Origin of the sequence: Rhodoferax bucti (assembly GCF_005876985.1) — a bacterium.
Classification (GTDB): domain Bacteria; phylum Pseudomonadota; class Gammaproteobacteria; order Burkholderiales; family Burkholderiaceae_C; genus Allorhodoferax; species Allorhodoferax bucti.
Map to the genome: position 1 here is coordinate 343,473 of NZ_VAHD01000001.1, position 18,139 is coordinate 361,611.

General features: G+C 61.6%; 17 protein-coding genes. 7 read left to right on the top strand and 10 right to left on the bottom strand.

Annotated elements, in window-relative coordinates; translation table 11 throughout:
* Positions 1-45 precede the first annotated feature (45 nt).
* The gene (locus tag FDM28_RS01645) at positions 46-375 is read left to right on the top strand and encodes a DUF1840 domain-containing protein (protein ID WP_138512394.1); all 330 of its coding nucleotides are present in this window, start codon (positions 46-48) and stop codon (positions 373-375) included.
* A 34-nt stretch (positions 376-409) separates the two neighbouring features.
* Here FDM28_RS01645 and FDM28_RS01650 read toward each other — a convergent pair whose 3' ends face one another.
* From FDM28_RS01650 to FDM28_RS01685, 8 genes are all read right to left on the bottom strand, one after another.
* Complete coding sequence (locus FDM28_RS01650) at positions 410-1,381, bottom strand: tripartite tricarboxylate transporter substrate-binding protein (protein WP_138512396.1); 972 nt, start codon at positions 1,379-1,381, stop codon at positions 410-412.
* A gap of 120 nt (positions 1,382-1,501) precedes the next feature.
* Positions 1,502-2,755, bottom strand: coding sequence for a phenylacetate--CoA ligase family protein (locus FDM28_RS01655; protein ID WP_138512398.1), 1,254 nt, complete (start codon positions 2,753-2,755; stop codon positions 1,502-1,504).
* An 87-nt stretch (positions 2,756-2,842) separates the two neighbouring features.
* A complete protein-coding gene (locus FDM28_RS01660; protein WP_138512400.1) occupies positions 2,843-3,655 on the bottom strand; it encodes an ABC transporter ATP-binding protein in 813 nt (270 codons plus the stop codon).
* Between the two features lie 137 nt (positions 3,656-3,792).
* Positions 3,793-5,121 carry an ABC transporter substrate-binding protein gene (locus FDM28_RS01665; RefSeq protein WP_138512402.1) on the bottom strand — a complete coding sequence of 443 codons (1,329 nt, stop codon included), beginning with the start codon at positions 5,119-5,121 and terminating at the stop codon, positions 3,793-3,795.
* A gap of 58 nt (positions 5,122-5,179) precedes the next feature.
* Positions 5,180-6,256: a branched-chain amino acid ABC transporter permease gene (locus tag FDM28_RS01670; RefSeq protein ID WP_138512404.1), complete on the bottom strand. Its 1,077-nt coding sequence runs from the start codon at positions 6,254-6,256 to the stop codon at positions 5,180-5,182.
* A 26-nt stretch (positions 6,257-6,282) separates the two neighbouring features.
* The gene (locus FDM28_RS01675; RefSeq protein ID WP_138512406.1) at positions 6,283-7,212 is read right to left on the bottom strand and encodes a branched-chain amino acid ABC transporter permease; all 930 of its coding nucleotides are present in this window, start codon (positions 7,210-7,212) and stop codon (positions 6,283-6,285) included.
* Positions 7,213-7,223: 11 nt separating this feature from the next.
* Positions 7,224-8,009 (bottom strand): ABC transporter ATP-binding protein, encoded by a 786-nt coding sequence (locus tag FDM28_RS01680; protein WP_138512408.1) that lies wholly within the window; start codon positions 8,007-8,009, stop codon positions 7,224-7,226.
* Positions 8,006-9,958 carry an AMP-dependent synthetase/ligase gene (locus FDM28_RS01685; RefSeq protein ID WP_138512410.1) on the bottom strand — a complete coding sequence of 651 codons (1,953 nt, stop codon included), beginning with the start codon at positions 9,956-9,958 and terminating at the stop codon, positions 8,006-8,008. Before FDM28_RS01685 ends, FDM28_RS01680 begins: the two co-directional genes overlap by 4 nt.
* Positions 9,959-10,136: 178 nt before the next feature.
* On the opposite strand from FDM28_RS01685, the gene FDM28_RS01690 reads away from it, so the two are divergent.
* The 5 genes from FDM28_RS01690 to htpG all read left to right on the top strand — a co-directional run bounded on the left by FDM28_RS01690 (position 10,137) and on the right by htpG (position 15,627).
* Positions 10,137-10,871: a Crp/Fnr family transcriptional regulator gene (locus FDM28_RS01690; RefSeq protein WP_138512411.1), complete on the top strand. Its 735-nt coding sequence runs from the start codon at positions 10,137-10,139 to the stop codon at positions 10,869-10,871.
* Between the two features lie 22 nt (positions 10,872-10,893).
* Complete coding sequence (locus FDM28_RS01695) at positions 10,894-11,142, top strand: DUF3297 family protein (protein ID WP_138512413.1); 249 nt, start codon at positions 10,894-10,896, stop codon at positions 11,140-11,142.
* A gap of 75 nt (positions 11,143-11,217) precedes the next feature.
* Positions 11,218-12,246: a pseudouridine synthase gene (locus tag FDM28_RS01700; RefSeq protein ID WP_138512415.1), complete on the top strand. Its 1,029-nt coding sequence runs from the start codon at positions 11,218-11,220 to the stop codon at positions 12,244-12,246.
* A 12-nt stretch (positions 12,247-12,258) separates the two neighbouring features.
* Entirely contained in the window at positions 12,259-13,518 is a 1,260-nt protein-coding gene (locus FDM28_RS01705) for an esterase/lipase family protein (RefSeq protein ID WP_138512417.1), read from the top strand.
* Between the two features lie 96 nt (positions 13,519-13,614).
* Positions 13,615-15,627, top strand: a complete 2,013-nt coding sequence (htpG, locus tag FDM28_RS01710) for a molecular chaperone HtpG (RefSeq protein ID WP_138512419.1) — start codon at positions 13,615-13,617, stop codon at positions 15,625-15,627.
* Between the two features lie 144 nt (positions 15,628-15,771).
* Here the strand turns inward: htpG and FDM28_RS01715 are convergent, their stop codons facing one another.
* Positions 15,772-16,338 carry a cytochrome b gene (locus tag FDM28_RS01715; RefSeq protein WP_138512420.1) on the bottom strand — a complete coding sequence of 189 codons (567 nt, stop codon included), beginning with the start codon at positions 16,336-16,338 and terminating at the stop codon, positions 15,772-15,774.
* An 87-nt stretch (positions 16,339-16,425) separates the two neighbouring features.
* Positions 16,426-17,580 (bottom strand): HD-GYP domain-containing protein, encoded by a 1,155-nt coding sequence (locus FDM28_RS01720; protein ID WP_138512422.1) that lies wholly within the window; start codon positions 17,578-17,580, stop codon positions 16,426-16,428.
* A 92-nt stretch (positions 17,581-17,672) separates the two neighbouring features.
* Here FDM28_RS01720 and FDM28_RS01725 point away from each other — a divergent pair, with 92 nt between their 5' ends.
* Complete coding sequence (locus FDM28_RS01725; RefSeq protein ID WP_138512424.1) at positions 17,673-18,113, top strand: FKBP-type peptidyl-prolyl cis-trans isomerase; 441 nt, start codon at positions 17,673-17,675, stop codon at positions 18,111-18,113.
* Positions 18,114-18,139 lie beyond the last annotated feature (26 nt).

Sequence of the window (18,139 nt, forward strand, 5' to 3'; positions counted from 1 at the left end):
TGCATCCGCAGTTCACCGCATCATAAAACCACCGCAGGCCGCAACATGCTCTACAAATTCAAATCCAAAGTCGCCAGCGACGTCATCATGTTGGAACCCAATGGACGTCAGATTTTGATGCTCTGGGGCCGCACCGATGAGGCCGGCCTGCGCAAAGGCATTTTGCAAGCCGCCGACATGCCGGCGGCCATCAGCGCACTCGAAGAGGCGATTGCCCACGAGGAGGCCCAGCGCATTCAGGCGGCGCTTGAGGCCCAAGAGAGGGGGGAAGACACCTTGCCTGCGGGTGTGACGCTGCGCCAGCGGGCTGCGCCCTTGTTGGACATGGCCCGCCGCAGCATGGCTGCGGGCAAAGACATTACTTGGGGCGTCTGACCCGGCCAGCGGGTCAGACGGGTTTCAGGCTGGATCAGTCAGCGTAGACGCCAGCTGCTTTGATGATGGGCGTCCACTTGGCGATTTCGGCCGCCACAAACTTCTTGTGCTCGGCGGGCTCCACACGCTTGTCGGTGACAACCACAGCGCCCAAGGCTTCTTGCTTCTTGATGAAGTCGGCGTCTTTCAGCGCGGCTTTCAAGGCAGTGTTCAGCTTGGTTTGCACATCGGCAGGTGTGCCCTTGGGGGCGTACAGGCCGTGCCAGATGGTGACCTCAAAGTTAGACAAGCCCTGGCTTTGCAGAGTGGGCAGCGTCTTCAAAGCGGCGGTGGTCAAAGGCTTGGCGGTCGTTACGGCGTAGGCCTGCACCTTTTTGCCTTCGATTTGCTGGCTGGTGTTGGTGGTCTGGTCGCACATCAGGTCGATCTGGCCACCGATCAAATCGGTCATGGCGGGTGCGGTGCCCTTGTAGGGCACAGTGGTCATGTCGACCTTCACGGCGTTCTGGAACAGCAAACCGCACAGGTGCGATGCGGAACCAATACCGGCGTTACCCAGGTTGATCTTACCGACGTTCTGGCCGATCCAGGTGGACAGCTCTTTGTAGCTCTTGGCAGGCAGGTCGGGGCGGCCGATGAGCGTCATGGGCACGTCGTTGATCATGCCCAGGTATTCGAAGTCGGACTCCACCTTGAACGTCATGTTACGCAGCAAACCGGGCATGGTGCCCATGGCAATGTGGTTCAGCAGCAGGGTGTAGCCATCCGGCGCGGCCTTGGCGACTTTGCCGGTACCGATGGAGCTGCCTGCACCCGCCGTGTTGTCGATGATGATGCTCACATCGCCCAGCTGCTTGCGCAGGGCTTCGCCCAGGTCGCGGGCCACACGGTCGGTAGGGCCGCCAGCGGTGAAGGGCACCACGATGGTGATCGGCTTGGACGGATAGGCCTGCGCGAACGCAGAAATCGACATCACGGCCGCGGTCGCAACGAGTAGTTTTTTCATGGATTTGTCTCCTGTTTTTGGTTGAGCGGTGTGAAGGTTACCGCGACTGAAAGTCCCTGCTAACTGTGGTGTTCAACAGCTCGGGAAAACCCTGAGGGCCCGGCCATGCGGGCCCTGCACTCAGCGGTAGCTGCGTGCGTCCTCGATCACCTTGCCGTCATTGGGCAAGCTGCCGGGCGCCAACAACTGCACATCGCCGCGCAGCTTGGTCACGTCGCGCACGGCATCGGCCACGCGCTGGGCCAGGCCCTCCGGCGCGCCCTCGACTTCGAGCTTCAGGGTCATCTGGTCATTGGCCATCTCGCCACTCACCACCAGGCGGGCCTTGCGCACCTCGGGGAAGCGTTTGGCCACCTCGTCCACCTGCTTGGGGTGCACAAACATTCCGCGCACCTTGGTGGTTTGGTCGGCACGGCCCATCCAGCCCTTGATGCGGGTGTTGGTGCGGCCGGTGGGGCACGGGCCGGGAAGCACCGCCGAGAGGTCGCCGGTGCCGAAGCGGATCAAGGGGTAGTCCGGATTCAGGCTGGTCACCACCAGCTCGCCCACTTCGCCTTCGGGCACAGGGTCGCCGGTGCCGGGCCGCACGATTTCCACAATCACCTGCTCATCCAGCACCAGGCCCTCGCGGGCGCTGGTCTCGTAGGCAATCAGCCCCAGGTCGGCGGTGGCGTAGCACTGGTAGCCATCCACCCCGTGGGCGGTGAACCAGTCGCGCAGTGAAGGCGGAAACGCCTCGCCGCCGAACATGGCTTTGCGCACGGTGGGCAGAGCCACCCCCATCTCCAGCGCTTTCTCCAAAATGATCTTCAAGAAGCTGGGCGTGCCGATATAGCCTGCCGGCTGCAGCTCGGCCATGGCCTGCACCTGCTGCTCGGTCTGCCCCGTGCCCCCGGGGAATACGGTGCACCCCAAAGCATGGGCGCCGGTTTCCATCATGGAGCCGGCCGGCACAAAGTGGTAGCTGAAACTGTTGTGGATCAACTCGCCGGGGCGAAAGCCTGCGGCATAAATGGCCCGTGCCATGCGCCAATAGTCACGCGCGGTGCCTTCCGGCTCGTAAATGGGGCCGGGACTGGCAAACACACGCGTCATGGCTTGCCCGAAGCCGATCGCGCTGAAACCACCAAACGCATTGCCGCCTTGCTGACGCGCTGCCTGCTGCAGTGCCTGCAACTCGGACTTGCGGGTAACCGGCAAACCCGCAAGGGCCACACGGTCCACGATGCGGGTGGCCTCCACGCCCTGCAAGATGCCTGCGAAGGCAGGGCTGTGCTGCTGGGCGTGGGCCACCTGCCGGGGCAGTGCCGCCATATGGGCAGCTTCACGCTCGGCCTGCGAACGGGTTTCCAGGGCGTCGTAGGCAGGGATCATAGGCTCTCCGTCGGCTTGATTGCTATTATTTCAGGAGCTGCTTGCGCACATTCCACGGGCGCCAGCAGCACATTTTGTATAAAAATTTCAGGCCAACCAGCGCTTGCGGCGCTTGTAGCTCTTCACGTCTTTGAAGCTCTTGCGTTCACCGCCCCCCACACCGAGGTAGAACTCCTTGACGTCTTCATTGCTGCGCAAGTCTTCCGCCGCACCGTCCATCACCACGCGGCCGCTTTCCATGATGTAGCCGTAGTCGGCGTACTTCAGGGCCATGTTGGTGTTCTGCTCGGCCAGCAGGAAGGTGACCTTCTCTTTGGCGTTGAGGTCTTTCACGATCTCAAACACCTCTTCCACGATCTGTGGCGCGAGGCCCATGGAGGGTTCATCCAGCAACACCATGCTGGGGTTGGCCATGAGCGCGCGGCCGATGGCGCACATCTGCTGCTCACCGCCGGAGGTGTAAGCCGCCTGGCTGGCGCGGCGGGTTTTGAGACGGGGAAAGTAGTTGTAAACCTTCTCGAGGTTGGCAGCCACCTCGGCTTTGCTGTGGCGCGTATAGCCACCGGTGAGCAGGTTTTCCTCGATGGTGAGGTGGGCAAAGCAATGCCGCCCCTCCATCACCTGCACCACGCCGCGGCGCACCAAATCGGCGGGACTCAGGTTTTCAATGCGCTCACCCCGCAACTCAATGCTGCCCTTGGTGACCTCGCCCCGCTCACCTGCCAGCAGGTTGGAGATGGCCCGCAGCGTGGTGGTTTTGCCCGCGCCATTGCCGCCCAGGATGGCCACAATGCCACCTTCCGGCACCTGCAGCGACACCCCCTTGAGCACCAGGATGACGTGGTTGTAAATGACCTCGATGCCATTCACGTTGAGAACGATGTTTTTCGGTTCACTCATGACCGTACTTTCTAAGCAAGTTGCGCAGACACGCTACTTGGGATGCGGGGCGCTCTGCGCAGCGAAATCAAGGAGGAGGCCGCAGGCCGGGGGACATTCGCGGAGCGGAGTGCTCCGCTTCCCGGCCTGCTACTCACTCAAGACTGACAATCAGCAGGGGTGCGGGCGGTCAGTTTCTTCTCGGCGGCGTACTTGGCTGCGGTGGTCTTCACCAAAGGCTTCAAGATCTGCTCATCCGCTTGCAACCAGTCGGAGGTGAACTGCCACTTGGCGCCGTCCCAGGTGTGAATACGGGCCCAGGATGCGCCCATGTGGTCCATGCACGAGGTGCTGATAGGGCGCATCACGCCGGCAAAGCCCAGCGCATCCAGCTTGGGCTGGGTGAGGTTCAGGTTTTCCAGACCCCAGCGCACTTGCTCACCCGTCATGACCTTGCCCTTGCCGAAGCGGTCTTGCGCAGCACGCACACCTTCGATCGCGAGCATGGCGCTCATGGCTCCGCGCATGTAGAGCACCTGGCCGACTTCTTCCTTCGGTCCGGTGCCCTGGCCCTTGCCGTGCACCATGGCCATCACGTCCTTCACCAGCTTGGAGTTGGGCTCGGCACCATGCTGCATAGTCACCGCGTTGTAGCCCTTGGCGCCGTCCGCCACGTCTTTCACGTCGGGCTCCGCACCGGCCCACCACACGCCGTACATCTTCTCGCGGGGGTAGCCGGTGGCTTGCGCTTCCTTGATGGCGGTGGAGTTCATCACGCCCCAGCCCCACAGCACCACATAGTCAGGACGGTTCTGGCGCACTTGCAGCCAAGTGGCTTTTTGCTCCACGCCGGGCGCGGTCACGGGCAGCAGGGTCAGGTTGAAGCCGAGCATGGCGGCACGCTCTTGCAACAGGGGAATGGGCTCTTTGCCAAATGGACTATCGTGGTAGACCAGTGCAATCTTCTTGCCCTTGAGCTTGTCCAGACCGCCCTCTTTCTTGCCGATGGCTTGCATGATGGCGTCAGCCGCCACCCAGTAGGTGCCGGCGATGGGGAAGTTCCACTTGAACACCGAGCCGTCTGCGCTCTCGCTGCGGCCGTAGCCCACGGTCACCACGGGGATTTTGTCGGCAGGGGCTTTTTCGGTAATCGCAAAAGTAGCGCCTGTAGACAGGGGCTGCACAAAAGAGGCACCCTTGCTCTTCAAGCGCTCGTAGCACTCCACGCTGCGGGCGGTGTCGTAGCCGGTTTCGCATTCTTCAAAGCTGAACTTCACCCCGTTGATGCCACCACGCGCATTGGTGAGCTTGATGTAGTCCACATAGCCGTTGGCCCACGGCACGCCGTTGGGCGCATAAGGCCCGGTGCGGTAGGACAGCACCGGAATGAACTGCTCCTTGGCTTGCGCAAAGGCGTTGCCCGCCATCAGGCCGGATGCACCGGCAGCCACCAGAGTGCTTGCGAGTACGAGTTTAGATAGCTTCATTTGTCTCTCCTGTAATAAGTGGTTGAAGCACGGGGAAAACACGGAACCTGGCCTGCCCTCAATGGGGGAAGGGCCACAAACGCAATTTCTGTTTACCGATAGACCAGAGCTTGGCCAAGCCATGCGGCTCCACGATCAGGAACCAGACGATCAAGCCGCCGAACACCATGAGCTCGGCATGTGACACCGCCGCCGTGGAAATCTCAAAACCGAACAGACCAGCCAACGCAGGCAGGAACTGGCTCAAGAAGATGGGCAACACCACAATGAAGGCAGCGCCGAAGAAGCTGCCCATGATGGAACCCATGCCACCAATAATCACCATGAACAGCAGCTTGAACGACTGGTCCACCGAGAATGCGGCAGGCTCCCAAGCACCCAGGTAGATAAAGCCCCACAGCGCGCCCGCCACACCCACGATGAAGGAGCTGACCGCAAACGCACTGAGCTTGGCGTACATGGGGCGGATGCCGATCACGGCCGCGGCCACGTCCATGTCGCGAATCGCCATCCACTCCCGACCTACCGCACCACGGACCAGGTTTTTGGCCAACAGTGCAATCACGGCCAGCAGGCTCAAACAGAACAGGTACTTGGCGACCGGGCTCTCCAGCGAGAGACCGAACACCTGCAAGTTGGACACCGACACCGAGCCCGAAGGTGAGTTGTTGGTGAACCACTGAATACGCAAAAACATCCAGTCGGCAAAGAACTGCGCGGCCAGCGTGGCCACCGCCAGGTACAAGCCCTTGACGCGCAAACTGGGCAGGCCGAAGACCATGCCAAAAAGCATGGAGCTCACGCCGCCGAGCAGCAGAGCCACCAACAAGGGCATGCCTTCAATACGCACAAAGAAGTTGTAGGCCGCATACGCGCCTACTGCCATGAAGGCGCCGGAGCCCAGCGAAATCTGGCCACAAAAGCCGACCAAAATATTCACACCGACGGCTGCCAGCGAGAAGATCAAAAAGGGAATCAGGATCGCCCGGAACAGGTAGTCGCTGGCCAGCATGGGCACCAGCGCAAAGCCCACCAGCAACAGGGCCACGATGGCCATGCGGTCTTGCAGAATGGGGAATATCTGCTGGTCCGCACGGTAGGTGGTTTTGAATTGGCCGTTTTCTCTGTAGAACATGGTTGTCTCTTATCGTTGTAACGGGTTCAAACGCGATCAATGATTTTTTCGCCGAACAGGCCTTGGGGCCGGATCAGCAGGAAGCCGAGCGCAAGCACATAGGCAAACCAGATTTCGATGCCGCCACCCACATAAGGCCCGAGGTACACCTCGGACAGCTTCTCGCCAACACCGATGATCAAGCCGCCCACGATGGCGCCGGGAACAGACGTCAGCCCCCCCAGAATCACTACCGGCAGCGCACGCAAGGCCACGGTGGTCAGCGAGAACTGCACACCCAGCTTGCTGCCCCAGATCATTCCGGCGACCAAGGCGACCACACCGGCCACGCACCAGACGATGACCCAGATGCGGTTGAGTGGTATGCCGATGGACTGCGCAGCCTGGTGGTCATCGGCCACGGCACGCAGAGCCCGGCCGGTGGCCGTTTTCTGGAAGAACACACTCAGCAGGGCCACCAGCGCGGCAGCAATGATGGCGGCGTAAAAGTCTTCCTTGTTGATCAAGATGCCGCCTTCAAAAGCACTCTCCAGAATCATCACCGGGTCTTTGGGCATGCCGATATCGATCTTGTAGATGCTGCTGCCGAAGATGGTTTGGCCCAGGCCTTCCATGAAGTAAGTAATGCCCAGGGTGGCCATCAGCAAGGTGGTGCCTTCCTGGTTGACCAGATGGCGCAGCACCAAGCGTTCGATGATCCAGGCCACAGCAAACATCACCACACCGGCGCCCACAAAGGCCAACACGTTGGCCGCTACGGGTGAGGTGATGCCCAGGTGCACCGGTATCCACTCCGCAAAGCGCGCCATGGCCAATGCCGCAAACAGCACCATGGCGCCCTGGGCGAAGTTGAAGACGCCTGAGGCTTTGAAGATCAGCACAAAGCCCAACGCGACCAGCGAATACAACATGCCGGCCATCAGGCCGCCGAGTAAGGTTTCTAGGAAAAAAGCCATGGTGTTTTCTTTCAGTGGCTGGTGCCGAGGTAGGCGCTGATCACGTCTGGGTTGTTGCGCACTTCGTCCGGGGTGCCATCGCCGATTTTTTTGCCGTAGTCCAGCACGACCACGCGGTCGCTGATGTCCATGACCACGCCCATGTCGTGCTCGATCAACACCACGGTGGTGCCGAACTCGTCATTCACATCGAGCACGAAGCGGCACATGTCCTGCTTTTCTTCGACGTTCATGCCGGCCATGGGCTCGTCGAGCAACAGCACTTGCGGCTCCATCGCCAGCGCGCGGCCCAGGTCCACCCGCTTTTGCAGGCCATAGGGCAGCTGGCCCACAGGGGTTTTGCGGTAGGCCTGGATTTCCAGGAAATCGATGATGCGCTCCACCGCCTCGCGGTGGGCAATCTCTTCGCGCTCGGCAGGCCCCCAGCGCAAGGCCTGTTTCAGGATGCCGCTTTTGATCTTGAGGTTGCGGCCGGACATGATGTTGTCCAACACGCTCATGCCCTTGAACAAGGCCAGGTTCTGAAAGGTGCGGCCTATGCCCATGGTGGCCACTTGGTGGCTGTCCATGTGTTTGAACTGTTGCCCGCGGAAGGTGATGGCACCTTCCTGCGGCGCGTACACCCCGTTGATGCAGTTCAGCATCGAGCTTTTGCCGGCGCCGTTGGGGCCGATGATGGCGCGGATCTCATGTTCCCGCACATCGAAGCTGATGTCGGTCAGCGCCTTCACGCCGCCGAAACGCAGGGAGATGTTTTTGACGTCCAAAATGACGTCGCCTATCTTTTTATCGCTCATGCTGCAGCCTTCACAGGGGCAAAGGTTTTGGTGTCTTCGATGCGCAGCGTGGCGCTGACGCTGCCGGTGCGGCCGTCTTCGAACTTCACCACGGTCTCAATGAACTGGGTGGTCTTGCCCTCGTACAGCGCATCCACCAACACCTGATACTTCTCGGCAATGAAGCCGCGGCGGACCTTGTTGGTGCGGGTCAATTCGCCATCGTCTGCATCCAGCTCTTTGTGCAGCACCAGAAAGCGGCTGATCTGGCTGCCAGCCAACAGCGCATCCGCACTCAGGTCAGCATTGACCTTCTCCACGCACTCTTTGATCAGCTCATACACCTGTGGCTTCTGGGCCAGGTCGGTGTAGCCGGCGTAAGGCAGGTTGCGGCGCTCGGCCCAGTTGCCCACGGCATCAAAGTCGATGTTGATCAGCACACACACCTTCTCGCGGCCATCGCCATAAGCCACCACTTCCTTGATGTGCTGGAAGAACTTGAGCTTGTTTTCCACGTACTTGGGGGCAAACATCGCATCGTTGAACGCACCACCTTTGAGGCGGCCCACGTCTTTGACGCGGTCGATGATCTTCAAGTGGCCGTGCGAATCGATGAAGCCTGCGTCACTGGTGTGGTACCAGCCGTCAGCCGTCAACACCTCGGCAGTCGCCGCTGGATTCTTGTAGTACTCCTTGAGCAAGCCGGGCGACTTGACCAAAATCTCGCCGTTCTCGGCCACTTTGATCTCCACGCCTTCGCAAGGAATACCTACTGTGTCTGCGCGGGCCTGGTTGTCCGGCTGCAGGCACACAAACACCGCAGTCTCGGTAGAGCCGTAGAGCTGCTTGAGGTTGATGCCGATGGAGCGGTAGAAAGTAAACAGGTCCGGGCCGATGGCCTCACCGGCGGTGTAGGCCACGCGCACACGGCTGAGGCCCAAGGTGTTGCGCAAGGGGCCGTACACAAACAGATTGCCCAAGGCATACAAGGCACGGTCTGCACCCGACACCTCCAGCCCGTCCATCAACGCCGGGCCCACCCGCTTGGCCACGTTCATGAAGTAATGGAACATGTTGCGCTTGATGCTGCCCGCGTCTTCCATGCGGATCATCACACTAGTCAACATGCCCTCGAACACGCGGGGTGGTGCAAAGTAGTAGGTCGGGCCGATCTCCTTCAGATCGATCGTGGCGGTGGCACTGCTCTCAGGGCAATTCACCACATAGCCACACGACAACCACTGGGCGTAGCTGAAGATGTTTTGGCCGATCCACGCCGGAGGCATATAGGCCAACACCTCTTCGGCACTCGTGAGCTTGTCGAACTCGGCACCAGCGCGCGCACGGTTGAGCAAGGAGTCGTGCGTATGCACCACGCCCTTGGGGTTGCCGGTGGTGCCGGAGGTGAAGAACATGGCCGCCACATCGGTTTGAGCAATCTTGGCCACTTCACCCCGAAAGAATGCCGGATGAATCGCCGCGAAGGCTTTGCCGGCCGCTTGCAATTCGTCCATACCGGCCAGCCCCGGCTGGTCGTAATTGCGCAGGCCGCGCGGGTCGTCAAAGTAGATGTGCTGCAGCTGTGGACACTGCTCGCGCACCTCCAGCAGCTTGTCGACCTGCTCCTGGTCTTCAGCGAATGCAAAGCGCACTTCAGCGTTGTTGATGGGGAACACGCACTCAGGGGCTGCAGCGTCCTGGTACAGCGGAATCGGCACAGCGCCCAAGCTTTGGACGGCCAGCATGGTGGCGTACAGACGGGGGCGGTTGGCGCCCACTACCACCATGTGGTCACCACGCTGCAAACCTGCTTGATGCAGCCCGGCGGCCAAATGCTCCACCATCACGGCCAGGTCACCCCAGCTCAGTGATTGCCAGATGCCGTATTCCTTTTCGCGCATGGCAGCGGCCTGCGGGCGCTGACTGGCGTGTTGCAGCAGAAGCTGCGGAAATGTCGTGTGCGTACCCATTGCGTGTCACCTCGTTGTAACCCCTTGCATGGCTGGCAACGGGGCTTTGGTATGGAGCGAATGGTAGGACTGCATTTGACGCCAAGTTGTCGTTTGGACGACAATTCGCACGATTCTCGGTAGGTGTTTTCCCTTCGCTGAACACCAACTTACACACGGGTTACATGAAGCTTTCACCATGCCCACCGCACGCACCCCTGCCCCTGTAGACGCCACGCTGCACCAGCGCCGCCGCCCACTGACCGAAGCCGAGTTGGCGGCCATTCCGTGGCTGCATTTGCTGGCCCCGGGTGACCGAGAACGCGCAGTGGATGACTTGCGCATTGCCGAGGCGGAGCCGGGCGAATATCTGTGCCGCATGGGTCGCCCGGTGACGTATTGGTTCGGCGTGATCGATGGCCTGCTCAAGATGAGCAGCGACAACGCAGAGGGCCAAACCATGACCTTCACCGGTGTGCCACCCGGCGGCTGGTTTGGCGAGGGCACCGCCCTCAAACGCGAGACCTACCGCTACAACATCCAGGCCCTGCGCACCAGCATGGTGGCCGGCCTGCATGTAGACACCTTTCACTGGCTGCTGGACCACTCGATTGCCTTCAACCGCTTTGTGATGAACCAGCTCAACGAGCGCTTGGGTCAGTTCATTGCCGCCCGCGAAATCGACCGCATGACCAACCCCGACATCCGGGTGGCACGCAGCCTGGCCTCGCTCTTCAACCCGGTGCTCTACCCCGGCGTGGGTGAAGTGCTACGCATCACCCAGCAGGAGCTGGCGTACCTGGCCGGCCTCTCGCGCCAGCGGGTAAATGAAGCACTGAACGCCCTGGAGGCTCAGGGCTGCATCCAGGTGGAATACGGCGGCTTGCGCGTGCTGGATTTGCAGGCCCTGCGCTCGCGGATTTTTACGCGGTAGCGACAGTGAGAAAATACGCCTCATGACCAACACTACCGAACGCCCCGCCCTGCCCGACCACCTGTCCATCGACCCGCGCAGCCCCCACCATGTGGCTGCCGTGTTCGAGCACGACATCGGCATCCGCTTCAACGACAAAGAACGCCAAGACGTCGAGGAATACTGCGTCAGCGAAGGCTGGATCAAAGTGCCCGCTGGCAAAACCGTAGACCGCAAAGGCCGCCCCTTGCTGATCAAGCTCAAGGGCAAGGTCGAAGCCTTTTACCGCTGATAGTTATCAACCCAATCAGCCCCTGGCGCCCATGGAATGTGCGCAAGCAGCTCTCAAAACAATAGCAAACGCACCATGACCGACCAGACTCCTCCCCGCCCCGTCCTGCGCCGCGCGCCACCGCCCGCCCAAGACGCTGCAGCCCCCACCGGCGCACGGCGTGCTCCGCCACCCGCAGCATCCGCGCGCGCGCCGGGCAACCGTGCCATTCCCCAAGGCCAAAGCAATACCGCCGCCCACGGCGCCGGTGGCACTGTGCGCTTGAACAAACGCATGGCTGACCTCGGCATGGCATCGCGCCGTGAGGCGGATGACTGGATTGCCAAGGGCTGGGTCAAAGTCAACGGTAAAGTGGCCGAGATGGGCATGCAGGTGCTGCCCGATGTGCGCATCGAAATCGACAAGCAGGCCCAGGGCCAGCAGGCCAACCAAGTGACCATCCTGCTGAATAAGCCGCTGGGGATTGTGAGCGGGCAGGCCGAGGACGGGCATGAGCCCGCCATCAAGCTCATCCAGCCCCAGAACCGCTGGCGCGATGACAACGCCCGTTTCTTCTTCCACGGCAGCCAGCTCAAGAGCCTGGTGCCCGCCGGCCGGCTGGACATTGACTCCACCGGCCTGCTGGTGCTGACCCAGGACGGCCGCGTGGCCCGCCAGCTGATCGGCGAGGACTCGGTGATGGAAAAGGAATACCTGGTGCGCGTGGCCTACACCGGCGTGGAAAACCCCGGGGCGGCCAACTCGCCTGCGGCCACTTACCCGGCACTGGCCGGACGCGGCAAACCTCAACAGCTCATCCGCTTGGACGATGACGACCCGGTCACCAGCGATGTGCAAAGTGTGTTCCCCCCCGAGAAGCTGCAACTGCTGCGCCACGGCCTAAGCCTGGACGACCAGCGCTTGAAGCCCGCCAAAGTGGAGTGGCAAAACCCCGAGCAACTGCGCTTTGTGCTGACCGAAGGCAAAAAGCGCCAGATCCGCCGCATGTGCGAGTTAGTCGGCCTGAAGGTGGTGGGCCTCAAGCGCGTGCGCGTCGGCAAGGTCATGCTGGGCAACCTGCCGGTAGGCCAGTGGCGCTATCTGCAGCCGCACGAAAAGTTCTAAACCAAGGCACCCATGCCCACACCGCCCCGCACCAAGGTCTCTGCCAAAGCCATCGCCACAGACCTGCGGGGCGCAGCCCAGCTGGCCACCCAGGCCACCTTGGGCGTAGCGCGCATGGCTGAGGGCGTGCACCAATCGGTGCTCGGCACACTGGGCACCAAGGGCGCCACCGCAATAGGCCGCCCGCTGCAAACCACCGGCCTCACGGGCCTGGTGTACAGCGCGGTGCGTGGCATCACCACCCTGGTCGGCAAAACCGCAGACACCGCCTTGCGTGCCCTCACCCCTTTGCTGGAAAGCGCAGACACCGAGCCCCCCGAATCGCCCCAACGCGCTGCCGTGGTGGCCGCACTCAACGGCGTGCTGGGCGACCACTTGGCCGCCACCGGCAACCCGCTGGCTACGCCAATGACGCTGCGCTTCCACGGCCGGGTGCTGGAAGCTGGCCACATGCCAGCCCCGGCGGCCTTCAACAACAAGCTGCTGATCGTGCTGCACGGCCTGTGCATGAACGACCTGCAGTGGAAACATGCAGCGGCCGACGGCCAACCCACCAGCCACGCCGCCGCACTGGCAGAAGCCCATGGCTACACCCCTGTTTTTGTGCGCTACAACACCGGCTTGCATATCTCGATCAATGGCGCAGCTCTGTCAGAAAAGCTCAGCCAACTGGTGGCCCAGTGGCCTGTGGCGGTGGAGAGCATCACCGTGCTGGCGCACAGCATGGGCGGACTGGTGGCACGCAGTGCCTGTGCCACCGCAGAGGTCAACGCAGCTCCGTGGCGAGCCCTGCTCAAGGCCATGGTGTTTCTGGGCACGCCCCACCACGGGGCACCGCTGGAGCGGGCAGGCAACTGGGTCGATGTAGTGCTGGGCAGCACACCGTATTCACGCCCGCTGGCCAAGCTGGGGCAGTTGCGCAGTGCCGGCATCACTGACCTGCGCTACGGCTTGGTGCAAGCGTCGGACTGGCTAGGCCACGACCGCTTCCACCGCCAACCCGACCGGCGCACCCATTTGCCCTTGCCCGAGGGTGTGGCCTGCTACACCGTAGCAGCCACCGTGGCCAAACCACGCAGCCTGCTGGCCGAGCGCCTGGTAGGCGACGGACTGGTGCCGCTACACAGCGCTTTGGGCCGACACGACGATGCGGCCCGCACGCTGCACTTCGCCAAAGACCGGCAAGCTGTGGTCTACCGCCTCAACCACATGGAATTGCTGAGCAGCCCGGTGGTGCGCGAGCTGTTGTTGGAGTGGCTCGCCCCCTCTTGAAACCCACCCCGTCGCCCATAATTGAGGGTTGCCCGCGCCGCAGGTGCTTTTTGCCTTGCGGCGCACACCGCTTTTTTGAGACTCAGAGACTGAACTATGACCAAGCAAACCATGAATTTCCAGGCCGAAGTCGCCCAGCTGCTGCACCTGGTGACGCACTCCCTGTACTCCAACAAAGAGATTTTTCTGCGTGAGTTGATCTCCAACGCCTCTGACGCCTGCGACAAGCTGCGTTTTGAGGCCATCAACAACAGCGGACTCTACGAGAACGACTCCGAGCTGAAGGTCAAGGTCACCTTCGACAAGGACGCCAAGACGCTGACCATCACCGACAACGGTATTGGCCTCTCCATGCAAGAAGCCATCGACAACCTGGGCACGATCGCCAAGAGCGGCACCAAAGACTTTGTGAGCAAGTTGACCGGTGACCAGAAGGCCGACAGCAACCTGATCGGTCAGTTCGGCGTGGGCTTTTACTCCGGCTTCATCGTGGCTGACAAGATCACCGTCGAATCCCGCCATGCCGGACTGAAGGCCGATGAAGCCGTGCGCTGGGTGAGCGATGGCGGCGCCAGCGGTGGCGGTGCCTTTGAGGTGGAAGCCATCTCGCGCGAAGCCCGCGGCACCAGCGTGATCCTGCACCTGCGCGACGACGCCTCCGACTACCTGCAGACCTGGAAGGTCAAGGGCATCATCAACAAGTACTCCGACCACATCAGCCTGCCCATCCTGATGGAAAAGGAAGAGTGGAAAGACGGCGAGCTGATCAACCCGTCCGACGAGAACGGCGGCCGCCAACCCGGCAGCATGGTCAAGACCGGCGAGTGGGAAACCGTCAACAAGGCCAACGCCATCTGGGCGCGCGCCAAGAAAGACGTGACCCAAGAGCAGTACGACGATTTCTACAAGCAAATCAGCCACGACTTCGAAGCCCCCCTGGCCCACACCCACAACCGCGTGGAAGGCAGTACCGAATACACCCAGCTGCTGTACATCCCCGGCAAAGCGCCGCAAGACCTGTACAGCCGCGACCACAAGGGCGGCCTGAAGCTGTATGTGAAGCGCGTGTTCATCATGGACGACGCCGAAGCTCTGCTGCCCGGCTACCTGCGCTTTGTGAAGGGCGTGGTGGACTCCGCCGACCTGCCCCTGAACGTGAGCCGTGAGCTGCTGCAGGAAAGCCGCGATGTGAAGGCCATCCGCGATGGCAACACCAAGCGCGTGCTCTCCATGCTGGAAGCGCTGGCCAAGAACGACAAGCTGCCGGACGCTACCGAAGGGGCAGGCCAGCCCGCAGATGGCGTCACCGACGTGCTGAGCGCTGAAGAAAAGGCCGAGCAGGAAGCCAACCTGGGCAAGTACACCAAGTTCTACGCCGAGTTTGGCGCGGTGCTCAAAGAAGGCTTGGGCGAAGACTTCGGCAACAAGGAACGTTTGGCCAAGCTGCTGCGCTTTGCCTCCACCAGCAGCGACACCACCAGCGTGGCACTGGCCGACTACAAGGCCCGCATGAAGGAAGGCCAAGAGGCCATCTACTACATCACCGCCGAAACCCTGGCCGCCGCCAAGAACAGCCCGCAACTCGAAGTGTTCAAGAAGAAGGGCATTGAAGTGCTCTTGATGACCGACCGCGTGGACGAGTGGGCCCTGAACTACCTGCACGACTTCGACGGCACCCCCATGCAATCCGTGGCCAAGGGCGCAGTGGACTTGGGTAAGCTGCAAGACGAATCTGAGAAAAAAGCCGCTGAAGAAGCGGCTGAAGCCTTCAAGCCCGTGCTGGCCAAACTCAAGGAAGCGCTCAAGGACAAAGCCGACGATGTGCGCGTGACCACCCGTCTGGTCGACAGCGCTGCCTGCCTGGTGGTGCAAGATGACGGCATGAGCACCCAACTGGCACGCCTGCTCAAGCAAGCCGGCCAGAGCGCGCCCGAAGTGAAGCCCGTGCTGGAGGTGAACGCCGACCACGCCCTGGTGAAAAAGCTGGACGGCTCGGTGCACTTCCACGACCTGGCCCACATCCTGTTTGACCAGGCCTTGCTGGCCGAAGGCGGCTTGCCAGCGGACCCGGCAGCCTATGTAAAGCGGGTGAACGCACTGCTGGTGTAAAAACTCGGGCGCCAGGGGCCAAATTGGCCTCTAGCACCCGTATTACATGCGCAAGAAGCTATCAAATCAGTAGCAAATTACGCAAACAGAAAGCCCCGCAAGTCTCACGACTGCGGGGCTTTTTTCAAATACGAACGGCTGTGCTCAGCGCTTGCCCCCAGGCAGCATCGACTTCAACACGCCATCTTTCAACACCACGTGGTGGTAGAGAGCCGCCACGGCATGCAGTCCGGCCAGCCAGATGATGGCATCGCCCAGAAATTCGTGCACATCGCCCCAATCCGCCAGATCGGCTATCGGTAGGGCTTTGATCCACGGCAGCTCATTGATGCGGATGCCGCCCAGCAGGGTCACGGGGTGCCCCTCTGTGCCCAAGGCCAACAAGGCGGTGACCGGCGTCGCCAACAGCAGCAACCAGAGCAGCCCGTGCACGCCCTTGGAGGCCAGCGTCATCCAGGTAGCCATATTGAAGTGGGGCGTAGCCGGGCGCACCAGCACCCACAACAGCCGCAGCAGCGTGAGCACCAACACGGTGATACCCAGCGACTCGTGCCACACGATGTCCAGCCGGGTCGCGGGGTCTACGCCATTGCGCATCAAACGGCCGAAGCCGCCCGGCCCGAGAACGAAGGCAATCAGCACGGCAACAGCCGTGAGCCAATGAAACACTTGGCTCACGCGGTCATAACGGGTTTTGGATGGGTACGGCATAGAGTCCTCCTCACAGGGAAGACCCACTGTAAACCCGCCGTGTGAAGCTGCGGTTAACGCAGGCCGACACGGCCCGGGCGGAGCCACTCAGGCGTAGTCGCCAGGCTCGCGAGCATCCGCAAAGCGCAGCTTGATGGCCATGCGCGCTTCCTTGGCCTCCAACAAGGCCTCCACGCAATCGCCATCGAGTTGGCCGGCGACCACCTCGGCACGCAGCTCGGCACACACATGTGCGTCATCCCATGAGCTTTTGTAAGCGCGGCGGTTGCTCAAGGCGTCGTACACATCGGCGACCGCCACAATGCGGCCCTCCAGCGGGATCTGCTCCATGGTCAGGCCCCGCGGGTAGCCCGAGCCATCGCCCCGCTCGTGGTGGGTGGAGACGATGTTGCACATCACCTGCTTCTGAAAACTGCCTTTGAGCCCCAGGTCGGTGCTGATGCGCTGGATGATGTCCACCCCCAGTGCCACATGCCGCTTCATCACCTCGTACTCGGCAGCATCCAGCCGGCCGGGTTTTAACAGAATATGGTCAGGGATGCCGACCTTGCCGATGTCGTGCAGCGGCGCAAACAACTGCACGTACTCCACATATTCATCGCTCAGGCCATACACCGGCGCCAAGGCCCGCGCCATGATGCGCGAGTAGTAGGCAATGCGCTCCAAGTGCTGTCCGGTTTCAAAGTCGCGGGTGCGGGCCAGGTCCACGGCCACCTGAATGGTGCTCACCACGCCATGCACCAGACGGCGCTGCATCAGGAAAAGGTGGGAAATCAGCTCTGAAAAATCGTGCAGCAAATCTGCATGCTCTTCGGTGAAGGCATGCGGTGTTTTGGAGTCGTAAAACAAAAAGCCCGCCAGTGCATCCCCTTGGAATACCGGCGAGGTCACACTGGCGCGGTAATGCTGGTGCTTAAGCCAGCGGGTGTGCTCGGTGGGGGCACCAAATGCCTCTGCAATTTCACCCACCACCCGGCTGCGGCGACTCTCGGCCAAGGCCTGCAAAGAGGGCACGCGGGACAGAGGCACCTCGTAGTTCTGCAAGGTGTCGTCCCCCACCGTGCTGCTGACAAAGGTTTTGAGCATGCCGCTCACCGCGTCGTACAGCACCACCGCCACCCGGTCGACCTGGGAAAAGCGGGCCGTGATCAGCCCATGGATCATGCGCAACTGGGTTTCCAGATCGGCACTGGAGGTGCGCAATGCCGGTACGGCAGAAGTTGCGGACGGTGAAGCAGTCATGGGCTGCATTGTTAACCAATCTCCGCACTGCAAACGCTATAGCCTGACACAATCTACGGCATTCATTCCTGCCATTTCACGTTTTACACACTATGCAAACCTGTACCCGACTCGCCTGCCTCACCCTCGCTCTGGCCGCCCACAGCGCATTCGCGCAGAACGCCGTGACCGCAGCGGCCGCCAAAGAAGACGGCGCGGTCGTCACCAGCAGTGGCCTCGTGTACCGCAGTCTGAAAGAAGGCAGCGGCGCCAGCCCCAAAGCCAGCGACAAGGTCACCGTGCACTACAAAGGCACCTTCCCCGACGGACGCGAATTCGACAGCTCCTACAAGCGCGGCCAACCCATCGACTTCCCGCTCAACGGTGTGATCCCCTGCTGGACGGAAGGTGTGCAACGCATCAAGGTCGGCGGCAAGGCCAAGCTGACCTGCCCACCCGACATCGCCTACGGCGCACGTGGCGCAGGCGGTGTGATCCCTCCGAACGCGACGCTGGTGTTTGAAGTGGAGCTGGTCGCCGTCAACGGCAAGTAGGCAACCTACCGCTAGCCGCCAGCGCT

What these genes read in the sequence shown, in the direction of transcription:
- FDM28_RS01660 (WP_138512400.1), bottom strand. Translation starts at nt 3,655, where the DNA reads ATGAGTGAACCGAAAAACATCGTTCTCAACGTGAATGGCATCGAGGTC.
- htpG (WP_138512419.1), top strand. Translation starts at nt 13,615, where the DNA reads ATGACCAAGCAAACCATGAATTTCCAGGCCGAAGTCGCCCAGCTGCTG.
- FDM28_RS01680 (WP_138512408.1), bottom strand. Translation starts at nt 8,009, where the DNA reads ATGAGCGATAAAAAGATAGGCGACGTCATTTTGGACGTCAAAAACATC.
- FDM28_RS01705 (WP_138512417.1), top strand. Translation starts at nt 12,259, where the DNA reads ATGCCCACACCGCCCCGCACCAAGGTCTCTGCCAAAGCCATCGCCACA.
- FDM28_RS01695 (WP_138512413.1), top strand. Translation starts at nt 10,894, where the DNA reads ATGACCAACACTACCGAACGCCCCGCCCTGCCCGACCACCTGTCCATC.
- FDM28_RS01665 (WP_138512402.1), bottom strand. Translation starts at nt 5,121, where the DNA reads ATGAAGCTATCTAAACTCGTACTCGCAAGCACTCTGGTGGCTGCCGGT.
- FDM28_RS01700 (WP_138512415.1), top strand. Translation starts at nt 11,218, where the DNA reads ATGACCGACCAGACTCCTCCCCGCCCCGTCCTGCGCCGCGCGCCACCG.
- FDM28_RS01650 (WP_138512396.1), bottom strand. Translation starts at nt 1,381, where the DNA reads ATGAAAAAACTACTCGTTGCGACCGCGGCCGTGATGTCGATTTCTGCG.
- FDM28_RS01720 (WP_138512422.1), bottom strand. Translation starts at nt 17,580, where the DNA reads ATGACTGCTTCACCGTCCGCAACTTCTGCCGTACCGGCATTGCGCACC.
- FDM28_RS01690 (WP_138512411.1), top strand. Translation starts at nt 10,137, where the DNA reads ATGCCCACCGCACGCACCCCTGCCCCTGTAGACGCCACGCTGCACCAG.
- FDM28_RS01685 (WP_138512410.1), bottom strand. Translation starts at nt 9,958, where the DNA reads ATGGGTACGCACACGACATTTCCGCAGCTTCTGCTGCAACACGCCAGT.
- FDM28_RS01715 (WP_138512420.1), bottom strand. Translation starts at nt 16,338, where the DNA reads ATGCCGTACCCATCCAAAACCCGTTATGACCGCGTGAGCCAAGTGTTT.
- FDM28_RS01645 (WP_138512394.1), top strand. Translation starts at nt 46, where the DNA reads ATGCTCTACAAATTCAAATCCAAAGTCGCCAGCGACGTCATCATGTTG.
- FDM28_RS01655 (WP_138512398.1), bottom strand. Translation starts at nt 2,755, where the DNA reads ATGATCCCTGCCTACGACGCCCTGGAAACCCGTTCGCAGGCCGAGCGT.
- FDM28_RS01675 (WP_138512406.1), bottom strand. Translation starts at nt 7,212, where the DNA reads ATGGCTTTTTTCCTAGAAACCTTACTCGGCGGCCTGATGGCCGGCATG.
- FDM28_RS01670 (WP_138512404.1), bottom strand. Translation starts at nt 6,256, where the DNA reads ATGTTCTACAGAGAAAACGGCCAATTCAAAACCACCTACCGTGCGGAC.
- FDM28_RS01725 (WP_138512424.1), top strand. Translation starts at nt 17,673, where the DNA reads ATGCAAACCTGTACCCGACTCGCCTGCCTCACCCTCGCTCTGGCCGCC.